Origin of the sequence: Streptomyces sp. NPDC056061, from assembly GCF_042266885.1 — a bacterium.
In the GTDB taxonomy this organism is placed as follows: Bacteria; Actinomycetota; Actinomycetes; order Streptomycetales; family Streptomycetaceae; genus Streptomyces.
Map to the genome: position 1 here is coordinate 128,430 of NZ_JBHJWQ010000015.1, position 20,826 is coordinate 149,255.

General features: G+C 71.9%; 21 protein-coding genes. 15 read left to right on the plus strand and 6 right to left on the minus strand.

Annotated elements, in window-relative coordinates:
* Positions 1-4 precede the first annotated feature (4 nt).
* The 3 genes from ACFC79_RS21700 to ACFC79_RS21710 all read left to right on the plus strand — a co-directional run bounded on the left by ACFC79_RS21700 (position 5) and on the right by ACFC79_RS21710 (position 2,004).
* Positions 5-946, plus strand: a complete 942-nt coding sequence (locus ACFC79_RS21700) for a pirin family protein (RefSeq protein WP_376242459.1) — start codon at positions 5-7, stop codon at positions 944-946.
* Positions 947-971: 25 nt separating this feature from the next.
* On the plus strand, positions 972-1,310 hold the full coding sequence (locus ACFC79_RS21705) for a GNAT family N-acetyltransferase (protein WP_376242461.1): 339 nt from the start codon (positions 972-974) through the stop codon (positions 1,308-1,310).
* A 244-nt stretch (positions 1,311-1,554) separates the two neighbouring features.
* Positions 1,555-2,004: a hypothetical protein gene (locus ACFC79_RS21710; protein ID WP_376242463.1), complete on the plus strand. Its 450-nt coding sequence runs from the start codon at positions 1,555-1,557 to the stop codon at positions 2,002-2,004.
* Between the two features lie 101 nt (positions 2,005-2,105).
* Here ACFC79_RS21710 and ACFC79_RS21715 read toward each other — a convergent pair whose 3' ends face one another.
* Positions 2,106-3,281: a serine/threonine-protein kinase gene (locus ACFC79_RS21715; RefSeq protein WP_376242465.1), complete on the minus strand. Its 1,176-nt coding sequence runs from the start codon at positions 3,279-3,281 to the stop codon at positions 2,106-2,108.
* A 34-nt stretch (positions 3,282-3,315) separates the two neighbouring features.
* On the minus strand, positions 3,316-3,777 hold the full coding sequence (locus ACFC79_RS21720; RefSeq protein WP_376242467.1) for a hypothetical protein: 462 nt from the start codon (positions 3,775-3,777) through the stop codon (positions 3,316-3,318).
* Between the two features lie 103 nt (positions 3,778-3,880).
* On the opposite strand from ACFC79_RS21720, the gene ACFC79_RS21725 reads away from it, so the two are divergent.
* The 4 genes from ACFC79_RS21725 to ACFC79_RS21740 all read left to right on the plus strand — a co-directional run bounded on the left by ACFC79_RS21725 (position 3,881) and on the right by ACFC79_RS21740 (position 7,631).
* Entirely contained in the window at positions 3,881-4,483 is a 603-nt protein-coding gene (locus ACFC79_RS21725; protein ID WP_376242469.1) for a DNA-binding protein, read from the plus strand.
* Between the two features lie 375 nt (positions 4,484-4,858).
* A complete protein-coding gene (gene pcaC, locus ACFC79_RS21730) occupies positions 4,859-6,133 on the plus strand; it encodes a 4-carboxymuconolactone decarboxylase (protein WP_376242471.1) in 1,275 nt (424 codons plus the stop codon).
* Between the two features lie 13 nt (positions 6,134-6,146).
* Positions 6,147-6,803, plus strand: coding sequence for an MBL fold metallo-hydrolase (locus ACFC79_RS21735; protein WP_376242473.1), 657 nt, complete (start codon positions 6,147-6,149; stop codon positions 6,801-6,803).
* Positions 6,804-6,851: 48 nt separating this feature from the next.
* Entirely contained in the window at positions 6,852-7,631 is a 780-nt protein-coding gene (locus ACFC79_RS21740; RefSeq protein WP_376242475.1) for an exodeoxyribonuclease III, read from the plus strand.
* Between the two features lie 197 nt (positions 7,632-7,828).
* Here the strand turns inward: ACFC79_RS21740 and ACFC79_RS21745 are convergent, their stop codons facing one another.
* Positions 7,829-9,007, minus strand: a complete 1,179-nt coding sequence (locus ACFC79_RS21745) for a Cmx/CmrA family chloramphenicol efflux MFS transporter (RefSeq protein ID WP_376242477.1) — start codon at positions 9,005-9,007, stop codon at positions 7,829-7,831.
* A 483-nt stretch (positions 9,008-9,490) separates the two neighbouring features.
* Here ACFC79_RS21745 and ACFC79_RS21750 point away from each other — a divergent pair, with 483 nt between their 5' ends.
* From ACFC79_RS21750 to ACFC79_RS21770, 5 genes are all read left to right on the plus strand, one after another.
* On the plus strand, positions 9,491-9,931 hold the full coding sequence (locus tag ACFC79_RS21750; RefSeq protein WP_376242479.1) for a DUF6278 family protein: 441 nt from the start codon (positions 9,491-9,493) through the stop codon (positions 9,929-9,931).
* A 124-nt stretch (positions 9,932-10,055) separates the two neighbouring features.
* The gene (locus tag ACFC79_RS21755; protein ID WP_376242481.1) at positions 10,056-10,799 is read left to right on the plus strand and encodes an amino acid ABC transporter ATP-binding protein; all 744 of its coding nucleotides are present in this window, start codon (positions 10,056-10,058) and stop codon (positions 10,797-10,799) included.
* A gap of 13 nt (positions 10,800-10,812) precedes the next feature.
* Complete coding sequence (locus tag ACFC79_RS21760) at positions 10,813-11,724, plus strand: glutamate ABC transporter substrate-binding protein (RefSeq protein ID WP_376242483.1); 912 nt, start codon at positions 10,813-10,815, stop codon at positions 11,722-11,724.
* Between the two features lie 16 nt (positions 11,725-11,740).
* The gene (locus ACFC79_RS21765) at positions 11,741-12,385 is read left to right on the plus strand and encodes an amino acid ABC transporter permease (protein ID WP_376242485.1); all 645 of its coding nucleotides are present in this window, start codon (positions 11,741-11,743) and stop codon (positions 12,383-12,385) included.
* Complete coding sequence (locus tag ACFC79_RS21770; protein ID WP_376242487.1) at positions 12,382-13,254, plus strand: amino acid ABC transporter permease; 873 nt, start codon at positions 12,382-12,384, stop codon at positions 13,252-13,254. Before ACFC79_RS21765 ends, ACFC79_RS21770 begins: the two co-directional genes overlap by 4 nt.
* A 357-nt stretch (positions 13,255-13,611) precedes the next feature.
* On the opposite strand, the gene ACFC79_RS21775 is transcribed toward ACFC79_RS21770, so the two are convergent.
* Complete coding sequence (locus tag ACFC79_RS21775) at positions 13,612-14,835, minus strand: Ig-like domain-containing protein (RefSeq protein WP_376242489.1); 1,224 nt, start codon at positions 14,833-14,835, stop codon at positions 13,612-13,614.
* 226 nt (positions 14,836-15,061) lie between these two features.
* On the opposite strand from ACFC79_RS21775, the gene ACFC79_RS21780 reads away from it, so the two are divergent.
* The 3 genes from ACFC79_RS21780 to ACFC79_RS21790 all read left to right on the plus strand — a co-directional run bounded on the left by ACFC79_RS21780 (position 15,062) and on the right by ACFC79_RS21790 (position 18,516).
* Positions 15,062-16,228 (plus strand): lipid II:glycine glycyltransferase FemX, encoded by a 1,167-nt coding sequence (locus ACFC79_RS21780; RefSeq protein ID WP_376242491.1) that lies wholly within the window; start codon positions 15,062-15,064, stop codon positions 16,226-16,228.
* Positions 16,225-17,889: a murein biosynthesis integral membrane protein MurJ gene (gene murJ, locus ACFC79_RS21785; RefSeq protein WP_376242493.1), complete on the plus strand. Its 1,665-nt coding sequence runs from the start codon at positions 16,225-16,227 to the stop codon at positions 17,887-17,889. Before ACFC79_RS21780 ends, murJ begins: the two co-directional genes overlap by 4 nt.
* Before the next feature lie 198 nt (positions 17,890-18,087).
* Complete coding sequence (locus ACFC79_RS21790) at positions 18,088-18,516, plus strand: hypothetical protein (protein ID WP_376242495.1); 429 nt, start codon at positions 18,088-18,090, stop codon at positions 18,514-18,516.
* Positions 18,517-19,174: 658 nt separating this feature from the next.
* Here ACFC79_RS21790 and ACFC79_RS21795 read toward each other — a convergent pair.
* Together ACFC79_RS21795 and ACFC79_RS21800 are read right to left on the minus strand one after the other, a co-directional pair.
* Entirely contained in the window at positions 19,175-20,017 is an 843-nt protein-coding gene (locus ACFC79_RS21795; RefSeq protein ID WP_376242497.1) for a serine hydrolase, read from the minus strand.
* A gap of 44 nt (positions 20,018-20,061) precedes the next feature.
* Positions 20,062-20,802, minus strand: coding sequence for a hypothetical protein (locus tag ACFC79_RS21800; RefSeq protein WP_376242499.1), 741 nt, complete (start codon positions 20,800-20,802; stop codon positions 20,062-20,064).
* Between the last annotated feature and the right edge of the window lie 24 nt (positions 20,803-20,826).

The following is a 20,826-nucleotide window of genomic DNA, read 5'->3' on the forward strand; positions in this document are numbered from 1 at the left end:
CGAGATGGGTGACACAGAGTCCGCTGAGGCCACAGAAGTCGAGATCCTCACGGCCCGGGACGTCCCGTTGGGCGGTCCGCGCGCCATGACCGTGCGCCGCACACTGCCCCAACGGGCCCGGACGCTCATCGGGGCCTGGTGCTTCGCCGACCACTACGGCCCCGACCAGGTCGCCGAATCCGGCGGCATGGACGTCGCCCCTCACCCGCACACCGGGCTGCAGACCGTGAGCTGGCTCTTCGCCGGTGAGATCGAGCACCGCGACAGCCTGGGCACCCACGCCTTCGTGCGCCCCGGAGAGATCAACCTCATGACCGGCGGGCACGGCATCAGCCACACGGAGGTCTCCACACCCGACACCACCGTCCTGCACGGCGTCCAGCTCTGGCTGGCCCTCCCCGACGAACACCGCCACGCCCCCCGCGACTTCCAGCACCACGCCCCCGAGCCGTTCCGCGTCGACGGCGCCGAACTCAGGGTCTTCCTGGGCACACTGGCCGGCAGGACCTCCCCCGTCCGCACCTTCACCCCGCTCCTCGGCGCCGAACTCCTCGTCGACCCCGGCGCCACCGTCACCCTCGACGTCGACCCGGCCTTCGAACACGGCCTGCTGGTCGACGAAGGAGACGTCCGCCTCGCCGGAACGGTACTCCGCCCCGCCGAACTCGGCTATGTGGCCGCGGGCCGGACGACGCTCACCCTTGCCAACACCTCCGACCACCGCGCACGGGCGGTCCTGCTCGGCGGCACGCCGTTCGGCGAAGAGATCGTCATGTGGTGGAACTTCGTCGGCCGCAGCCACCGGGACATCGTCGAGGCACGGGAGGAATGGGAGCGGGCCTCCGACCGTTTCGGCAGCGTCGACGGCTACCCCGGCGACCGGCTGCCCGCCCCCGCGCTGCCGAATGCCGTCATCACGCCCCGCAAGAACCCCTCCCGTCACTGAACCCGCACCGAAAGACAGGACCGTCATGAGCGAGCAGACCACCCCACTCGTCCGGCGCGTCGACGCCCGTCACCGCTATGAGATCGTCGTCGACGACAAGCGCGCCGGCCTGACCGCCTACCGCGACCGCGACGACCGGCGGGTCTTCTTCCACACCGAGATCGACGACGCCCACACCGGCCGGGGACTCGCCGCGATCCTCGTCGAACAGGCCCTGAACGACGTCCGCGCCTCCGGGATGCGGATCGTTCCCGTCTGCCCGTACGTGGCCAAGTTCCTCAAAAAGCATCAGGAGTTCACGGACATCACGGACCCCGTGACCCCCGAGGTCCTCACGTGGCTCGATGCCCGGCTGGGACGCTGACGCCCCCGAACGAACAGCTCGGGGCGGCCGCGTCCCGCTCCTGCCCGGCAGCGCGACCGTCGCCCGCGGCCCCAACACGTCGATGACGTGCGTGGCGATGTCCGCAGTTCACGGCCCGCGTGCCCGGCCGGGCAAGGGCTCGCCGACAGGGCGGGGCGCGGTCGCCGGAACATGTCGACGACACGACACGACACGACAGGCAGCGCGGGCTCGGCGCGGGACCGTCCGGGCGAGGGCCCGTCGCGTGACGGCCGACGGCGTCGCCGACATCGCCCGGCCGCAGGCGTACGAGCCACCGGAGCGCCCGGTCCCCGTGCCCGAGGACGTCGTGGCGAAGGCCGTGGCACAGGCGGGCGCCGCCAGGTCCTCCGGCGACCGGCCCGAGGGCCGGGAGACCGTCACCGTCACCGACCTGACCGGAGTGCCGCAGGCCCATTGCCGGGGCCACACCGGCAAGGGCGTGACCGTCGGCATCATCGGCAGCGGCACCGCCTACGACCGCCCGGCGCTCGGCGGCGGGGGCTTCCCCGACGCCGGAGTGCTGGGCGGCCATGACTTCGCCGACGAGGACGGCGATCCCTGCGACGAACCGACCCGGACCGCGCAGCGGCGCATCCAGGCCCTCATGCAGCGGTCCGGAGCCTCCACCCGGATCCGGCTCGGGTGGTACGCCCGGCACCACGGTTGGGCCTGAGCCGATCCGGGCCGCCCGCGGCGCGGTCGTGCGGCGGCGGCGTGTGGGGGAGGGCTCGGCTCCCGTTCCCGGCCGTCGCTGCTCTCGCGCGACGGCCGGGGTCAGTCCTCGGGCGTGCGCGGCTGCCATTCGTAGCGGCGTGTGCCGGGAACGTGCGAGCACATCAGGATGTAGCCGTCGGGGCTGAAGGCGACGTCGTACTCCCGGCCCGCGGGGCAGGAGCTCAAGGCGGTGGGTCCTTCGGGATCGGCGATGCCGCGTTCGGCGTCGGCGGGGACGGTGCGGGCGGGGGGTGCCGACGAGCGGTCTCCCTCGGGGGCGGCCGGGCTGCCGGGGCCGCCGCTGTTCAGCACCACCGTCGTCACGAGGCTCGCGAGGAGCACGGCGCCGACGGCGAGGGCCGCCCGAGCACGTCGGCGACGGGAGAACCGACCGGTGGCGGGACGGGGCGCGTCACCGGTCCGGTCGGGGACCGTGGCACCGGTCCGGTCGGGGACCGCGTCGCCGAGCTGGTCGGGGACGAGGAAGGGTTCGTCCTGCCACTGAACGGGCCAGTGTTCGGCTCCCAGGGCCGCGCGGGCGGAGGTGACCGCCTCGCGGGCCGCCGCGGCGGTGGGCCGGTGCTCGGGCCGCTCCGCGGTCATGGCGGTGAGCAGCGCCGGTGGAGCGCCCAGGGCGCGCAGTACGAGCCCGGCGGCGTAGACGTCCTGGGCGGGGGAGCTGGCTGCTCCGGCACGTATTTCGGGGGCGAGGTAGTCGGGCGTGCCCGCGACGAAGGCGGGTGCGGTCAGCTGGAGGTGGGGCAGGACCCGGGCGACGCCGAAGTCACTGAGGTAGGCGTGGGGGCGGGCGGCGCCGGTCGCGGCGAGGAGGATGTTGGAGGGTTTGACGTCGCGGTGCACGAGGCCGGCGGCGTGCACCGCGACGAGCGCGTCCAGGATCTGTTCCGCGAGGAGCAGGCCGACGGCGGGTGGCAGTTCCCCGTAGTCGGCGAGAAGCCCGGCGAGCGTGCCCCCGCGGACCAGGGGCAGTACCAGCCATGCCTCGCCGTCGCGGACGAACCAGTCGACGGGGGCGAGGACATGGGGGTGACCGATGCGCACCGACTGCTCGCACACGAGCCGCAGCAGCGACTCGACGTCGGCGCCGCCGATGACCTTCACCGCCACGTCCTCGCCCTGACACGTGTCCGCGGCCCGCCAGACCGTGCCCTGGGCGCCCCGTGCGACCGGCGCGAGCAGCCGGTACCGGTCGGCGAGCATTCCCCCAGCTTCCATGCGCCGTAGCGTACCGGCGCACGGGGGCTCGTCCTCAGGCGCCCGCGAGCGTGAGGATCACGGTGTCGGCGGTGGTGGTGATCTGTACGGCGGTCGTGCCCGAGGTCGCGGTGAACGTGCCACCGATGTCGATCACGGTGTACTTGGCGCCTTCGAGGGCGGACCGGTAGGCATCGAGCGTGGCCTCGGGGTCGTCCGTGCGGTACGTGAGGACGTACGCGCCCGTGGCCCCGGTCACGGAGGTGAGTTCCCCCTTCGGCAGCGGCAGGCCGCCCGGCAGGTCGTCCGGGGCCTTCACACCGGCGACGACGGGGGAGTCCGAAGAGGCGTCCGCGTCGCCGGAGTCGGCGGCGTCCTGAGCCGCGGGGGTGCTGGGGGCGGTGGCGGCGGGCTTGTCGGAGCCCTCGGTGCGGTCGCTGTCGCTGCCGCAGGCGGTCAGGCCGAAGGCGGCGAGGGCGACGACGGCGGCGAGCGAAGTGGTGCGCGTCCAGGACACGATGACATCCCGTTCAGTCGAAAGTGGGTCGGGCTTCCGAAGGGGAGATTGACACATGAAAACCCTCTTTGACAAGTGTAAAAACCGCTCCTAGCGTGGTCCCATGGATGAGACCACCACGCTGCGCAACCAGGAACTCCAGCGCCAGTGGTACGGCGCACCGCTCAGCGAACTCTGCCGGGACCTGTGCACCCTGTTCTCGGTGACCCAGTCCGGCCTCGCGGAGATCCTCGGGATCTCACCGGCCATGCTCAGCCTCGTCATGCGCGCCCAGCGAGCCCGGATCGCCAACCCCGATGCCGCCGCCCGTCTCTCGGCGGCGCTCCGCCTGGCCCACGGCGTCCGCGCCGGGACCGTACCGGCCGCGGATGTACGCGAGATCCTGGCAACCATCCGGGCCAGCCGAACCCCCGGCCAGGACTCATTGGGCACCACCACCCTGCCGCCCGCTCCCGCCCACCCGGCCCCGTCACCGGTCCACGGTCCGGCCGGGGACCCGGACACACACTTCGTCCTGCGGCTGCGCGAACTGCTCAACTCCCGAGCCGGCGCCGCGGAGATCCTGGCCGCCGCGGAGATCCTGGAGCCCGACCACCCCGGCCTCGCCGACATCCTCCGCACCTGCGGCACGGGACGAACCGACGAGGCCGTGGAGTTCGTCCGCCGACTCGGCGTCGGCCGCAGCGCCGGTGATGGGCGCGGCTGAGGGCCGTCCCCCGATCCGCGGATCGGCATGCGGCGTCGGGGCGGGCCGATGCGAGGTGCGTCGGGAAGGTGTCGCAGCAACGGCGGGCGGCGATCGGGCCGCATGCGTGATCCCTGCACACAAGGACGTGCCGCGGACCGGACCCGCGGCACGTCCCCGGCTCGCCGGGAAGCGTCTCGGCGATCGATGTACACGCCCGGAGACCCCCGACCGGATCGCATGGAATCCACCTCCGGAATCCACCTCCCCACGCCGTACGGCAACCGCCGAGGGGCTGCCACCGACCGCGGATGCGGGCCGTTCACGGCGCCCCGGAACGGGCGTGCCGATGACCGGGAAGGAGGGCGGCAGGTGATATATGAGAGGGTCTGACGAGTGAGCGAGACACCACCGAACACCCTGCAATACCGCTTCGACGGGCCAGAAGACGCTCCGGTCCTGATCCTGGGCCCCTCCCTGGGCACCACATGGCACATGTGGGACCGGCAGATCCCGGAACTCATCCGGAACTGGAGAGTCCTCCGCTTCGACCTGCCCGGCCACGGCGGTGCGCCCGCCCACCCGGCCTCCGCCGTCGCCGAACTCTCCGACCGGCTGGTCGCCACCCTCGACGGCCTCGGCGTCCAGCGCTTCGGCTACGCCGGCTGCTCCATCGCGGGTGCGATCGGCGCCGACCTCGCCCTGCGCCATCCGCACCGGGTCGCCTCCCTCGCGCTGGTGGCCGCCTCGCCCCGGTTCGGCAGTGCCGACGAGTTCCGCCAGCGCGGGGTGGTCGTCCGCACCAACGGTCTGGAGCCGATGGCCCGCAGCGCGCCCGAGCGCTGGTTCACCGCGGGTTTCGCCGCCGCCCAGCCCGCCATCGTCGAGTGGGCCGTGCAGATGGTCCGCACGACCGACCCCGGCTGCTACATCGCCGCCTGCGAGGCGCTCGCCGCCTTCGACATCCGCGGCCAACTCGGCCGGGTCACCGTGCCCACCCTCGTCCTGGTCGGTGCCGAGGACCGGGTCACCGGGCCGGGCGACGCCCGCACCCTGGTCGCGGGCATACCGGACGCCCGGCTCGCCCTCGTCCCGGGCGCCTCCCACCTCGCCCCGGTCGAGCAGCCCTCGGCCGTCACCGAGCTGCTGCTCACCCATTTCTCCGCGGCCTGGCAGGACACCCTCGCCGCCATTCCCGCACCCGCCGACATGCCGAGGCTCTCCGCCCCCGTACTGCCCGTCGCGGAGATCACCGCCGCCGATCTGCCCGATACGGCGGACGCCGAGTACACCGACCCGTACGAGCACGGCATGCGGACGCGCCGCGAGGTCCTGGGCAACGCGCACGTGGACCGGGCCATGGACGGGGCCGACGACTTCACCGGCGACTTCCAGGAGCTCGTCACGCGCTACGCCTGGGGCGAGGTGTGGTCCCGGGAGGGACTGGACCGCGGCACCCGCAGCTGCGTCACACTCGCCGCACTGGTCGCCGGCGGCCACCTGGAGAGCCTCGCCGCGCACGTCAGGGCGGCCCTGCGCAACGGTCTCGGACCGGCCGAGATCAAGGAGGTGCTGATGCAGACCGCCGTCTACTGCGGCGTGCCCGCCGCGAGTGCCGCGTTCTCGATCGCCCAGTCCGTGATCCAGGAGGAAACGACGCTCCGTCCGTAGCAGGATGGGGCCCATGAATGCCGTGAACCCCGCGCACCTCACCCTCACCAAGAAGAAGCACTCCTGCGTCCGGCTGGAGAAGGACGGACGGACGCTGGTCATCGACCCGGGAGCCTTCTCCGAGCAGGACGCCGCCCTCGGCGCCGACGCGATCCTGGTGACGCACGAGCACCCCGACCACTTCGACGAGCAGCGGCTGCGTGCAGCGCTGGAGGCCGACCCGGCCGTCGAGGTGTGGACCCTGCGCAGTGTCGCCGACCGGCTCTCCGCGGCGTTCCCCGGCCGGGTCCGCACCGTCGGTCACGGAGACACGTTCGACGCGGCGGGCTTCGTCGTACAGGTCCACGGCGAACTGCACGCGGTGATCCACCCGGACATCCCGCGAATCACCAACATCGGCTTCCTGGTGGACGGTTCGGTCTTCCACCCGGGCGACGCGCTCACCGTCCCCGACCGGCCGGTCGACACCCTGATGCTCCCCGTGATGGCCCCCTGGAACAAGATCTCCGAGGTGATCGACTACGTGCGGGAGGTCGCTCCGCGCCGCGCCATCGACATCCACGACGCCCTGCTCACCGATCTCGCCCGGCCGATCTACGACCACCAGATCGGCAGCCTCGGCGGGGCCGACCACGGACGGCTCGCCCCGGGGGACTCCACCGCCCTGTGAACACGACCGGCCCGGCGACTGTCGGCGCGGACCGCTAGGTTTGTCCACATGCGCATCGCCACCTGGAACGTCAATTCGATCACTGCCCGGCTCCCGAGGCTGCTGGCCTGGCTGGAGAGCACCGGCACGGATGTGCTGTGCATCCAGGAGACCAAGTGCACCGCCGAACAGTTCCCGGCGGAGCAGCTCCGCGAGCTCGGCTACGAGTCCGCGGTCAACGCCACCGGCCGGTGGAACGGGGTCGCCCTGGTCTCCCGGGTCGGCCTGTCCGACGTCGTCCCGGGGCTGCCCGGCGGTCCGGAGTACGACGGCGTGCAGGAGCCCCGGGCGATCTCCGCGACCTGCGGCCCGGTCCGCCTCTGGTCGGTGTACGTGCCCAACGGCCGCGAGGTCGAGCACGCCCACTACGCGTACAAGCTGCGCTGGTTCGAGGCCCTGCAGAAGGCGGTTGCCGCGGACGCCGCGGGCGCGCGGCCGTTCGCGGTCCTGGGCGACTTCAACGTGGCCCCGACCGACGAGGACGTCTGGGACCCGGCTCTCTTCGAAGGGGCCACGCACGTCACGCCGGCCGAGCGCGCCGCCCTCGCCGCACTGCGTCAGGAGGGCCTGTCCGACGTCGTGCCGCGCCCGCTCAAGTACGACCGCCCCTACACCTTCTGGGACTACCGCGAGCTGCGCTTCCCGAAGAACAAGGGCATGCGGATCGACCTGGTCTACGGCAACGCGCCCTTCGCCGCGGCGGTCGGGGACAGCTATGTGGACCGCGAGGAACGCAAGGGCAAGGGCGCGTCGGACCACGCCCCGGTGGTCGTGGACCTCGACCTCTGACGTCCCCCGCAGCCGACGGGCCCGGAACCGCCGAGGGGCCGGGCCGCGGACCGTCCGGCGCCCCCGCGACCGACGGCGGCCGTTGTCAGTGGTGGCCGATACGGTGATGGGCGTCCTTGTCCCGCTTGCTGGCTGCTTGCTCCGACCAGGACGGCCCCGCCCGTACAGCGCCGGGCGGGGCCCCGTCGTCCCCCGTGTCAGAGCGCGGGGAGCCCGTCCGGTTCCGGGTCGGCGGCCCGGCGCGCCCCCAGCGCGGCCCGGGCCGCGACCAGGGCCAGGACCATCAGCGCGGCGCTCACCCACAGCGGCGCGCGGAAGCCGAACCCGGCGTCGATCGCGAGCCCGCCGAACCACGGCCCGAGCGCGGCGCCCACATTGAACGCGGACGTGGCGAACGAGCCGGACAGCGTCGGTGCGTCGGCCGCCGCCCGGAACACCCACGAGATCAGCGCCGTGCCGGTGCCGAACGCGAACGCCCCCTGCACCAGGACGAAGGCGACCGTCGCGGCCGGACTGCCCGAGGTGAGCGCGAACCCGGTCCAGCCGACGGCGAGCGCGACGAGTCCGGTCGCGACGACGCCCACCGGCCTGCTGTCCACGAGCCGCCCGGCGGCGCCGACACCGATGAAGGACCCCAGACCGAACAGGGCGAGCAGCACCGGCACCCAGCCCCGGCCGAGTCCGGTGACATGGGTGGCGAGCGGTTCGAGATACGAGAACGCGCAGAACGTCGCCCCCTGGACGAGGGCCATGGTCAGCAGTGTCAGCAGCAGCCGCGGACGGGCCAGCGCCCGCAGCTCGACCCGGGCGTGCGCCGGAACGGCCTCGGACCGGGTCCCCGGTACGGTCCTGGCGATCACGACGACGGCCGGAACGGAGACCAGGGCCACGGCCCAGAACGCCGACCGCCACCCCCAGGCCCCGCCCAGCGCCGCCCCGGCGGGCACCCCCGCCACACAGGCGAGGGTGACACCCCCGACCACCACGGACGTGGCACGTGCCCGGGCCCCGGGGCCGGCCAGCGACACCGCGGTCACCAGCGCCACCGCCCAGAAACCGGCGTTCGCCAGTGCCCCGACGACCCGGGTGGCCAGGAGCACCCCGTAGCCGGGGGTGAGCGCGCCGACGACATGGACGGCGCCGAAGACGCAGAGGAAGAACAACAGGGCGCGGCGGCGCGGCCACGTGCGGCTCAGGAGCGCCGTCAACGGCGCCCCGACCACCATCCCGACCGCGAAGGCCGAGGTCAGCAGCCCCGCGGCTGGAATCGAGGTGTGGAGATCGGCGGCGATGTCCGAGATCAGCCCGGACAGCATGAACTCCGATGTGCCCTGGGCGAAGACGGCGAGGCCGAGTGCGTACACGGCGAATGGCATGAAGGAACCCCAAGAACGACTGACGGACGGACCGAGCGATGGGGTGTGGGCCGCGCCCGCCCGTCACGACGGGCGGCAACGCGGAAGAACGTCCGGGATGTTCGGGACGTGACCCGGCCGGGCGGCGGACGCCGGGGCGGGAGAACTGCGCACGCGCGCAGACGAGGAACACGCGGCCCACACCATGGTGGTCCTGCGGCGGCAACCGGGAAGCGGGCAGCGCCCGGGGCCGGGACGGCCGCGGGGGAGCATACGCGACAGGGTTCGGGCCACCGGCGGACCGGTGGCTAGCCTCTGTTCGCCTCGGGGCTGGACATGATGCCGAAGCTACCAGCCGGCCTCCGCATGCTGCCACCTCGTTTCGGTTCGGCCCACCGCCGGTCGCGGACGCGGCGTGCGGGCGGGCAGCACGACCGGCGGGGCGCGTACGGCGGACCGCGCGCCTGTGGTGCGTACGACGCGGAGGATGCGACCCTGAGTGGTATGAACATCCCTTTCCTGGACAACTGGCGTAAGCGTCATGACGGTACGCAGGGGCAGGTGCTCGCCTCCGCCGTGGCGGCCGATCCCGAGGGGGTGGCCGAACTGCTCGCCGAGTGCGAGCTGCTGCGTGTCCGGGCGGAGCGGCGCGGCCTCCGACTCGACGACAGCCCGGCCTCGTTGACGGCCCTCGACCAGCTGCCGCCGCGCTGGCGCGACGACCCCGAGGAGTTGCCCTGGCTGGGCAACGACGCGGGGCTGTACCTCGGTACGGTCCTGGTGCGCAATGTTCCCGGTGCGGTCTGGAACATCTGGCCCAGCGGGCGGCCCGTGGTGCACCTCGCCTCGGGGCGGGAGATCGACGTGGTCGAGGCCGGGCTGGACTGGGCGATGACGGGGAGCCCGGAGCTGTCGCAGGTGTACGCGGAGTCGGCCGAGGGGTAGCGCTTTTCCATAAAACATAAAAAGAAGCCTTATGCCCCATTTATGCGTGTCGACGGTGAAGTCCTTTTTCTCGCTGGATAGTTTGCGCTGACCTCGACAAAGCGAAATGTGGGTGGGGCAGCGCATGGCCGTCGATCCGTTGATCGAACTGCGGGACGTCAACAAGCACTACGGGCAGTTGCACGTACTGCGCGACATCAACCTCACCGTCGGCCGCGGGGAGGTGGTGGTGGTCATCGGCCCCTCGGGCTCCGGCAAGTCGACGCTCTGCCGGACCATCAACCGGCTGGAGACCATCGAGTCCGGCCGCATCGTGATCGACGGCAGACCCCTTCCCGAGGAGGGCAGGCTGCTGGCCCAGCTCCGGGCGGAAGTGGGCATGGTCTTCCAGTCGTTCAACCTGTTCGCACACAAGACCGTGCTGGCCAACGTCTCGCTCGCCCAGCTCAAGGTCCGCGGGCGGAAGAAGGACGCGGCAGACCGGCGCTCCCGGGAACTGCTGGAGCGCGTCGGGCTCGCCGCGCACGCCGACAAGTACCCCGCCCAGCTCTCCGGCGGGCAGCAGCAGCGGGTGGCCATCGCACGGGCCCTCGCCATGGACCCCAAGGCCCTCCTCTTCGACGAACCCACCTCGGCACTCGACCCCGAGATGATCAACGAGGTGCTGGAGGTCATGCGGCAGCTCGCCCGGGACGGCATGACCATGGTCGTCGTCACGCACGAGATGGGCTTCGCCCGCTCCGCCGCCAACCGCGTGGTGTTCATGGCCGACGGCTCGGTCGTCGAGGACCGCAGTCCCGAGGCGTTCTTCACCGCCCCGGAGAGCGACCGCGCCAAGGACTTCCTGTCCAAGATCCTCAAGCACTGACGGGGGCTCCGCGTTGCGTACGAGAAGACTTCCGGCCGTCTGCGCCGGTCTGCTGCTGGCCGTGCTCGCCGCCGGGTGCGGCAAGGAGGGCAGCCCGCCGGTGAAGGGGCCGAAGGCCGATCAACTGCCCGTGTACCGGGTCGACACCGAATTCCGGCTGCCCGGATCACCGACCTGGACCGCGGCGCGGAAGCGCGGATACCTCCGCGTCGGGGCCAAGGAGGACCAGCCGTACCTGGGCGAGAAGGACCCGGCCACCGGCGCCTACTCCGGATTCGACATCGAGATCGCCAGGATGATGGCGGCGTCGCTCGGCTTCGAGCCGAAGACCATCAGATTCCGGACCATCGCCTCCGCCAACCGCGAGACGGCGCTCCAGAACGGCCAGATCGACTACTACGTCGGCACCTACACCATCAACCCCATGCGCAAGAAGCTCGTCGGTTTCGCCGGCCCCTACTTCATGGCCGGCCAGTCGTTGCTCGTCCGCACCGACGAGCACGACATCAACGGCCCCCAGGACCTGGCGGGCCGGACGGTCTGCTCGGCGGCGGGCTCGACCCCGTACCAGCGCATCGCCGCCGACTACCCGAAGGCGATCCTCGTCTCCTACGACACGTACTCGATCTGCGTCGACAACCTGCTGACCTTCCAGGTCGACGCCGTCACCACCGACGACGCGATCCTGCTCGGCTTCGCGGCCAAGGCGCCGAAGGAGCTGAAGGTGGTCGGCGAGCCGTTCTCGAAGGAGCCGTACGGCATCGGCGTCCCGCGCAACGACAACGCCCTGCGGTTCGCACTCGACGACGCGCTGGAGGCCAACCAGAAGAACGGCAACTGGAAGAAGGCGTTCGAGGCCACCCTCGGCCTGTCCGGAGCACCCGCGCCGACCCCGCCACCCATCGACCGCTACCCGGCGAGCTGAGAGGACGGAAACCGGCATGGACGTGCTCACCCAGAACTTCTCGCTCTACGGCGAGGGGTTCCTCGGCACCCTCGAACTCACCGTCTACTCCTCGGTCCTGGCGCTGCTCCTCGGCTTCGTCATGGCCTCCTGCCGGGTCGCGCCCGTCGGCTCGCTCCGCACCCTCGGCACCGTATGGGTCACGGTGCTGCGCAACACCCCGCTGACCCTGCTCTTCTTCGCCGTCCTGCTCGGACTGCCGCGCTTCGGCCTGGTGCTCCCGTTCAAGGTCTTCGCGGTCCTCGCGCTCGGCTGCTACACATCGGCGTTCATCTGCGAGGTGCTGCGCTCCGGCATCAACACCGTGCCGAGGGGGCAGGGCGAGGCGGCCCGCAGCCTCGGGATGACGTTCGGCCAGACGCTGAGCCACGTCGTGCTGCCGCAGGCCTTCCGCTCGGTGATCCCGCCGATCGGGTCGACCCTGATCGCGCTCGCCAAGAACTCCGCGATCGCGGGGGCGTTCAGCGTCGTCGAACTGCTCGGCACCTACAAGACGCTCAACGAACTGGGGTACAGCATCATCTGGACCTTCGTCTGGATCGCCGTCGGCTACCTGATCATCACCCTGTCCATCAGCGCGCTCTTCCACCTGATGGAGAAGCGTTGGGGAGTCGCCCGATGACCACCCGCACCGCGCCGCCCGCCACCGCGCTCCACGATGTCCCGGGCCCGGCCGCCCTCAGGCGCCACCGGATCTACTCGATCGCCTCGACGGCCCTGATCCTCGCCCTGATCGGCTGGATCGTCTATCTGCTCCTGGACACCGGGCAGTTCGCGGCGGCCAAGTGGACCCCCTTCGCGTACAAGGGAATCCAGGAACTCCTGCTGCGCGGACTGGGCAACACCCTCAAGGCGTTCGGCTACGCGGCGGTGTTCTCGCTCGTCCTCGGGGCGGTGCTCGCCGTCGGCAGGCTCTCCGACCACCGGATCGTGCGGTGGCTCGCCACGGCGCTCGTCGAGTTCTTCCGGGCCATGCCCGTGCTGGTGATGATCTTCTTCGTCTTCGTGGCGCTGAAGGTGCAGCCGCTGCCCGCCCTGGTCACCGGTCTGACCCTGTACAACGGCTCGGTGCTCGCCGAGGTGTTCCGCACCGGGATCAACTCCGTCGACCGCGGCCAGCGCGAGGCCGCGTACGCCCTGGGGATGCGCAAGACCCAGGTCACCACGTACGTGCTCGCCCCGCAGGCGGTGCGCGCCATGCTGCCCACCATCATCAGCCAGCTGGTGGTGGCGCTGAAGGACACCTCGCTCGGCTTTCTGATCACCTACGAGGAGTTCCTCCACGCGGGCAAGCTCATCGCGTCCAATCTCGACTACGATCTCCCCTTCATCCCGGTGGTGATGGTGATCTCGCCGATCTACATCGGGATGTGCATGCTGCTCTCCTGGTTCGCCACCTGGGTGGCCAGGCAGGAGCGGCGCAGCCCGAAGACGAAGGCCGTGGAGGTGGCACCGGCCGAACCGGGAACGCTGCTGCCGGGAGCGCGGTAGACCGTGTCGACGAATCGGCGCCGTCCGGCCGGGGGCCGGGCCGCACGGAGAAGGACGAATCGGGGACACGGCCGGGCCGGGGAACCGCCGTGAGAGGTCCCGAGGAACGGTGCCCGTCCGGCAGCAGCCGGTGATCACTTCTCGCCCGATGCCACGGACGCGTCCGACGGGTCCGCCGGAAGGACGAGAAGAAGGTCAGCTGCGGCCGGCCGGGTCGTGCTCGATATCCGGCCGACCGTGCCGGTCACCGGGACGGGCCGGTGACCGGCCGGGGACGGGTGGCGCGACCCGGCACCGTTCGTGCGGGGCGGTGACCGGCGGGCCGCGTCCGCGGGCCGTCCCCCGGCCGCGCGCGGCTCAGCGCAGAGCGCTCTTCGCCTGCCAGTCGGCCCACGACACGTTCCACGCCCCGTACCCGTTGCCCTCGGCGACCGTGCCCTTGGCGTCCGCGCCGCTGATCTCGAACGGATCGCCGACGCGCACCTGCCGGTACAGTTCGCCGGCGTTCGCGTCGCTCATCCCGACGCAGCCCGAACTGCGGTTGGCGACCCCGAAGTAGCCGGCGTTCCACGGCGCCGCGTGCGCGTACATGCCCGACCAGGTCAGCCGCATCGAGTAGTCGACCATCTTGTCGTAGGCGTCGCCCAGGCCGACCGTCTCCGAGCGCATGTTGATCGTGCCCTCCTTGGACATCAACACGGCCGTGCCGCGCCAGGACGCCTTCGCGCCGCCCGGGGTCCCGGCCGACATGGGCACGTCCATCACGGTCTTCCCGTCCCGCTTCAGCGCGAGTCGGTGCCGGTCCAGATCGACGTCGACGACCTGCGCGGCACCGATGGTGAACGTGGTGCGGTAGTCCCGGACGAACCAGCCGCCGGACGGGCCCGAGTCGATGCCGTTGAGATCGGCGTCGAGCGTGACCTTCGTGCCGGACTTCCAGTACTCCTCGGGCCGCCAGTCCGCACGGTCCTTGCCGGAGTAGTCCCGCAGCCAGCCCCAGGAACCCTTGGTGTTGTTCGACGTGGTGACCTTCAGGGCCCTCTCCACGGCGGCCCGGTCCTTCACCGGGTTGTCGAAGACGATCGACAGCGGCTGGCCGATGCCGACCGTGGTGTTCTTTCCGGGGGCCAGGGTCAGCTTGTTGACCTTGTCGGCCGCGACGGTGGTGAACTCGGCCCGGTCGCTGCCGCCCTCGGTGTCCTTCGCCTCGACGCGGTAGGCGGTGCCGGGTGCGGCGGGCCGGTCCGACGTCCAGGTCCTGCCGTCGGCGGATATGCGGCCGGTGAGCGCGGCTCCCCCGGCCGCGCCCACCGTGACCGCCCTCAGCTTTCCCGCGGCGAGGGCCACCTTCACCGGCTGTCCGGGAGCGGCCGCGGTGCCCCGGAGGTTCACCGAGATCCTGGTGTCGTGTGCGGAGGCGTTGCCCGCCGCCTTCCCCTCGCCCGTCGCCGAGTCCGACGCGGAGGCGCCGGAGCACGCGGTGAGGGAGACGCCCAGCACCGCGGTGCCGAAGATCAGCGTGAGCCGGGCCGGGCGGGCGAGCGGAGCGGTACGGCGTATGCGCCGGCGTGCGGGAAACAAGGGATGACCTCCAAGGCAGTGCTCTTCGACGAGGGAAGAGGAATGCATCCGACCATAGGTTCCGCAAAACACCCGAAAAACGGGAAAACGCCTGTGTGACATCGGTCGCAGCGCAACGGTCATCGTCCGGTCACATGCGTCGCTCGGCGCGGTCACGGATCGCTGTGAGCATCCTCTGCGACCCCGCGGATCCGGTGGCGGGGCGGAACAGGGAGGGTCACGCCCCATGTCAGCGCTGCTCGCGACCGAAGACCGCTGCCGTGACGAGGAGCTGCGGATACGCACTCTGACCGCGGCGGAGCACCAGGCATTCCTGGCCACGCGCACCGATGCGAGTTTCCTCCAGTACCCGTCCTGGGCCGGAGTGAAGGACCAGCGGTCCGCCGAGACGATCGGCTGGCACGGCGACTGCGGCGAACCGGCCGGGGCCGCCCCGGTGCTCTACCGGCAACTACCGGGAACCCGGAAGTACTTCGCGTACCTGCCCGAGGGTCCGGTGCTCGACTGGGCCGACCCCGGCATCGACCGCTGGCTCCGGCCCCTGATGGGACACCTGCGCAGGGCCGGTGCCTTCGCCGTCCGCATCGGACCGTCACCGGCGTACCGGCGCTGGGACACCGCCCGCCTCAAGGCGGCCACCGGCCCCGGCCGCAGGGTGGGGGACGTGCTCGCCACCGAGGTCGACCCGCTGGGCGCGGCCGTCGCCGAACGCCTCCGGGCCCGCGGCTGGCGCCGTTGCGGCAGCGACTCCGGCGCGGACGCCGACGCACAGCCCCGCTACGTCTTCCGGGTGCCGCTCACCGGCCGGACGCCCGGCGAGTTGTGGTCCGGGCTCAACCAGGAGTGGCGGCGCGACGTCCGCAAGGCGCAGAAGGCCGGGGTGCGGATCGTCGTCGGCGGCGCGGCCGAGCTGCCGGAGTTCCACCGGCTGCTGCGGATCACCGAGGAGCGCGACGGCTTCCGGCTCGGCCGATCCCTCGCGTACTACCAGCGGCAGTACGCCGCGCTCAACGCCGAACAGCCCGGACGGATGCGGCTCTACCCGGCTGTCCACCAGGGGGAGATCCTCGCCGCCCACACCATGATCAGCACCGGTCGCAGGGTCTGGTACCAGACCGGCGCGTCCGCCGATCACCGCCGCGAGGTCCGCCCCAGCAACGCGCTCCAGTGGCGCATGATGCTCGATGCCCACGGCCTCGGCGCCGATGTGCACGACATGCGCGGGGTACCCTCCACTCTTGATCCCGGCGACCGCCCCTTCGGGCTGCTGCGCCGGAAGCTCGGCACCGGCGGTCAGGTGGTCGAGACCCTCGGGGAATGGGAGATATCGGTGGGCGGAACCGCCAACAACACCTTGCACCGGGCATTCCGGGCGTATCTGGCACGCCGATGACGGCCACCGGTACGGCCCCCGTCGAGTCCGCGGAGCGACGGTCGGGGTCGGTACTGCGCAGCGGCGCCGTCATGGCGGCCGGCTCCATCGTGTCCCGGGCGACCGGTTTCGTCCGCTCCGCCGTCGTCGTCGCCGCACTCGGCACCGGACTCCAGGCCGACGGGTACACCGTCGCCAACACCGTGCCCAACATCCTCTACATGCTGCTCATCGGCGGTGCGCTCAACGCCGTCTTCGTCCCGGAACTCGTCCGGGCCGCCAGGAACCACGACGACGGCGGGGCCGCGTACACCGACCGGCTGCTCACCCTCTGCACGGTCGGGCTGCTCGTGCTCACCGCGGTCACCGTCGTCGGCGCCCCGTGGATCGTCTCGGCCTACGCCCCCGGCTACCGCGGCGAACAGGCCGAGCTCACCATCGCCCTGACCCGCTACTGCCTGCCGCAGATCCTGTTCTACGGACTCTTCACGCTCCTGGGCCAGGTGCTCAACGCCCGCGACCGGTTCGGCGCCATGATGTGGACCCCGGTCCTCAACAACCTCGTGATCATCGCCGTGTTCGGGGCGTACCTGGGGATTGCCGCGGGCTCCGACGGCACGCTGCGCCCGGCGCAGGCGCGGTGGCTCGGCTGGGGGACGACCGCCGGAATCGTCGTGCAGACGCTCGCCCTGGTTCCCGCGCTGCGTGCCGCGAAGTTCCGCTGGCGGCCGCGGTTCGACTGGCGGCGCAGCGGCCTCACCCGACCGTTGCGCGCGGCGGGCTGGCTCGTCCTGCTCGTCCTGACCAACCAGATCGCCTACTGGGTGGTCACCCGGCTCTCCACCGCCTCCGGCCAGCACGCCGTCGCACAACATGTGGCGGGCGGTCCCGGCTACACCGCCTACAGCTACGCCTACCAGCTGTGGGTCGTGCCGCACGGCATCGTGACCGTCTCGCTGGTCACCGCGCTGATGCCGCGGATGAGCCGGGCCGCGGCCGAGGCGGACCTGGCGGGGGTGCGGCACGACGTCTCGTACGCCCTGCGCACCTCCGCGGCGGTCGTGGTGCCCGCGGTGGCCGTGCTGTTCGCACTGGCACCGTGGGTGATGGGCGCGGTGTACGGATACGGGCGCACGAACGACGCGGACATCGCCGTCATGGCGGGCATGATGATGGCCTTCGCGCCCGGGCTGATCGCCTACTCCGGGCAGTACGTGCTCTCCCGCGCCTTCTACGCGATGAGCGACACCCGCACCCCGTTCCTCCTCAACCTGGTGATCGCGGCGCTCAACGCCGGCCTCAGCGTCGCCGCGTACCTGCTGCTGCCGGTCCGCTGGGCCGTGACAGGCATGGCCGGGGCGTACTCGGTGGCCCTGTTCGCGGGCTTCGGCGTCACCGCGTACGTGCTGCACCGCAGGGTCCCGGGCGGGGCCGGCCCCCGGACACCGCTGCTGAGGTCGCCCGGACTGTGGGCACAGGCCCGGCTGGTGGTGGCGGCCGTGCCCGCCGGACTGCTGGGATACCTGACCGCCCGCGCCTGCGACGACCTCGGGGACTTCGCCGCGGTGGGGGCGGGGACCGCCGTCCTCCTGCTCACGGTCGCGCTGCTGGCCAGGCCGCTCCGGCTGCGGGAGGTCGGCGCCGTGATCGACGCGGCCCGGGGCCGGCTCCGGCGGGCCTGACCCCCCGCCGACCACACCACCCGCTCACCGGTTCGAACCCACTTCTTGATCGCCGGGATACCGCTGCCATGCCTCGCGTGCTGCTGATCGAAGACGACCCCTCCGTCCGGGAAGGGGTCGAACGGGGGCTGCGACGCGGCGTCGGTCGGATGCGGCATTCAGGCGACCGAGGTCGTCGACGTCGCTGACCCGGCGACGGTGGACGTGTCCCCGGGGCGCGACCGGGGCACGTTGCTCTACTTCGTCTCCCCGCTGCCCGGCAGACGACTGATGCCGGTCGTGCGGCCGGCCGAAGTGACGGTCCGGACACCGCCGGACGGCACGGGCACGGAACAGGCGTGGAACGTTCCCGACAAGGCGATGGCCATGCTCCTCGCCGGTCCCGACGAGACCGAGGCCCGCGCCGGGCTGCGCACCGAACTTCCGCGCGGCGACATCAGGCCGAGCCTGAGCCCGGGGCCGGACGGAGTGGCGGTGCGGCTGAACGCGCTGGTCACGAAGCTGTCCGACATCGCCCGGCAGCAACTGATCTGCACGGCCGCGTCGGCCCGCGCCCCGGACCGTTTCGCATCGGTGCGGTTGATGGGAACCGACGGCGCCCTCGCCCCCGACCGCTGCTCCGTCTGACACCGCCGTCGACGCCCTCCGCGCCGCCTCACCGCCGGCTCGGGCGGCAGATCGATCGAACCGCCGCCCGGACCGCCGCCGTTGAGCAGCATCGCGCCCACGCGATGGCGGGAGTCGGTGGCCCTCAAGCGGGAGATGGTGATGTCGAGGGGCACACGCAGCGCGGCGCAGTGGGCGCCGGCCTCCCAGGGTGTTGCCGACATCGTCCGACGGGCCCCGGCTGCACGTGGGCCGGCGCACGTGCCGGTGGGTGAGGCCGGCCGGTACCGGAGGGAACGCGAACCTGGGCGCCTCGTGCGCGGGCACGGCGGAAGGCGGCGCCGCTGCCGGGGTGAAGGCGAGGGTGCCGCGGAGCGCCGTGGTGGACAGGGCGGTCAACAGGGCGATGACGGGTGTGGTGCGCGGGCGGGGAGGACACGGGTGCCCGCGGTCGGGGCGGGGGAGTTCGTGCGAGCGGTCTCGGCCGAGGTGGATGCCACGTGTTTTCCGGGCATGGCGGTTGGAGCCTTTCGCGTTCTGGTGCCGGCCCGGCCTCGCACGCTGTGGGACGACGGGGCGTGGGCCGGGCGGTTGCGGTGCGGGCCTCGGGCTGCGACGGCCGACGGCCTGTGGACTGGTACCGGTGGCATGTGCGCGGCGGCAGGAGGCGGTTCGAGGATCAGCGGTTCTCGCAGAGGGCCCGCTCCACCGTCTGCCGTTCGTCGTGGAACGCCTGCTCGGTGGTCACGTCCTGGTTGAGGACGAGTTGGACGCGCCGTCCGTCGGGCGCGACCCGCCCGCGGTGGAGAGGTCGGGGGTGCCGCCGCCGTGCCCCCAGTAGTGGCCGCCGCACGGCAACGGGGTGGAGACCAGCCCCAGCCCGTAGCGTGCCCCGGGCCACACCCGGCCCGGGGCGACCGGAACCGTCGTGGGCATGCGGGCCAGCCACGCAGGAGGCAACAGACGGCCGCCGAACAGGGCGGCGAGAACCGGTTCCCGTCCGCCGGTGTGGAGACGAGGGCACCACCGTGCCACCCGGGGTCACATTGGCACGGGTGGCGTCGATGCGCACAGTGTGTCCGTGCCGTCGGCTCAGCGCACAGCCGTGCGGATGGAGGCCGCGGGTGCCGCGTTCGGTCCCGGGCCGGTAGGTGTCGCGCAGGCCGAGCGGCCGGATGATGCGGCGAGTGGTCCCCTCGGTGGCGGGGCGGCCGGTGACCTGCTGGATGAGCATCCCGAGGATGATGTAGTCGGTGGTGGAGTACGTCCACCGGCCGGTGGGGTGCGGCAGGCCCAGGGCGAGCGCGACCACCTCGCGCGAGGCGAAGTCGTGCTGTTCCCAGCGGGCCGGCGGCTGCGCGTCGAGTGCATCCATGTGGTCCGATAACCCGCTTGTGTGCTGGAGGAGTTGGCCGATCGTGATGTGCCGGCCGTCACCGGTGCCCCATCCCCCCCGGGGCGGGAGGCTGCCGGGCAGCGGGCTTTCCGGGCAGTGGCGGTGGAAGCGGCAGGAGGAGTGCAACGAGCCACATGTGGGCGGGGCCCGGTCCGTGCCGGGATCGGTGTTCAGCCCGTCGCCGGGTGCGAGGGGCGCGGCTCCGGTACGGCTGTCTGCGCGGCCCGGGTCACATCGGCCACCAACTCCACCACATCGGGGCCGTAGGAACCGGAGTTCACCACCTTCAGCAGCAGGCAGAACGAGCCGCTCCCGTAACGACGGGCCAGCTTCTCGTGGTTCCGGGCCAGATAGCGGGTGGCGGCCTGATTGTTCACCGCGCGCTGACCGCAGAACAGGAAGACCGGACGAGTCTCCTGATCGAACGTCAGCCTGGCCAGCAGCACGTGTTCGGTGACGCCCTTCTCCACCCGGTAGGTCTCTGTGCCGATCCGGAAGGCGTTCCGGTCGGGACCGGGTTCCGTGACGGTGCTGATGCGCACACCGGGCAGCAGCGCCTGGAGATGGGCGGCCATCCGCCGGTTGGACACCGGGCCGCCGACGCAGAATTCGGTGCGCTCCCCGAATCCCTGCGCGACATCGTGTGCCACGAGTTGTGCGTGCGCCGAACAGTCCTTGATCAGTGCCGAGAGTTCGAGGAGGGCGAAGACGTCGTAGCGGCGGACGGCGCCGTCGCTGCCCGAGTCGCGGTTGACGACGAGCATGCACTCGGAGTTGCCCGGCAGGCCGAAGAACGCCTGCTTGCGCCGGAGTCTGCGGCGCCAGAGCCAGGTGCGCGCGATCCAGCCCAGCGAGGCGCTGACACCGGTGGCCATCACGCCGAGCACGATGTTGCGTATGTCGTCGTTCATGGGCGGGCATGCTAGCGGGCATTC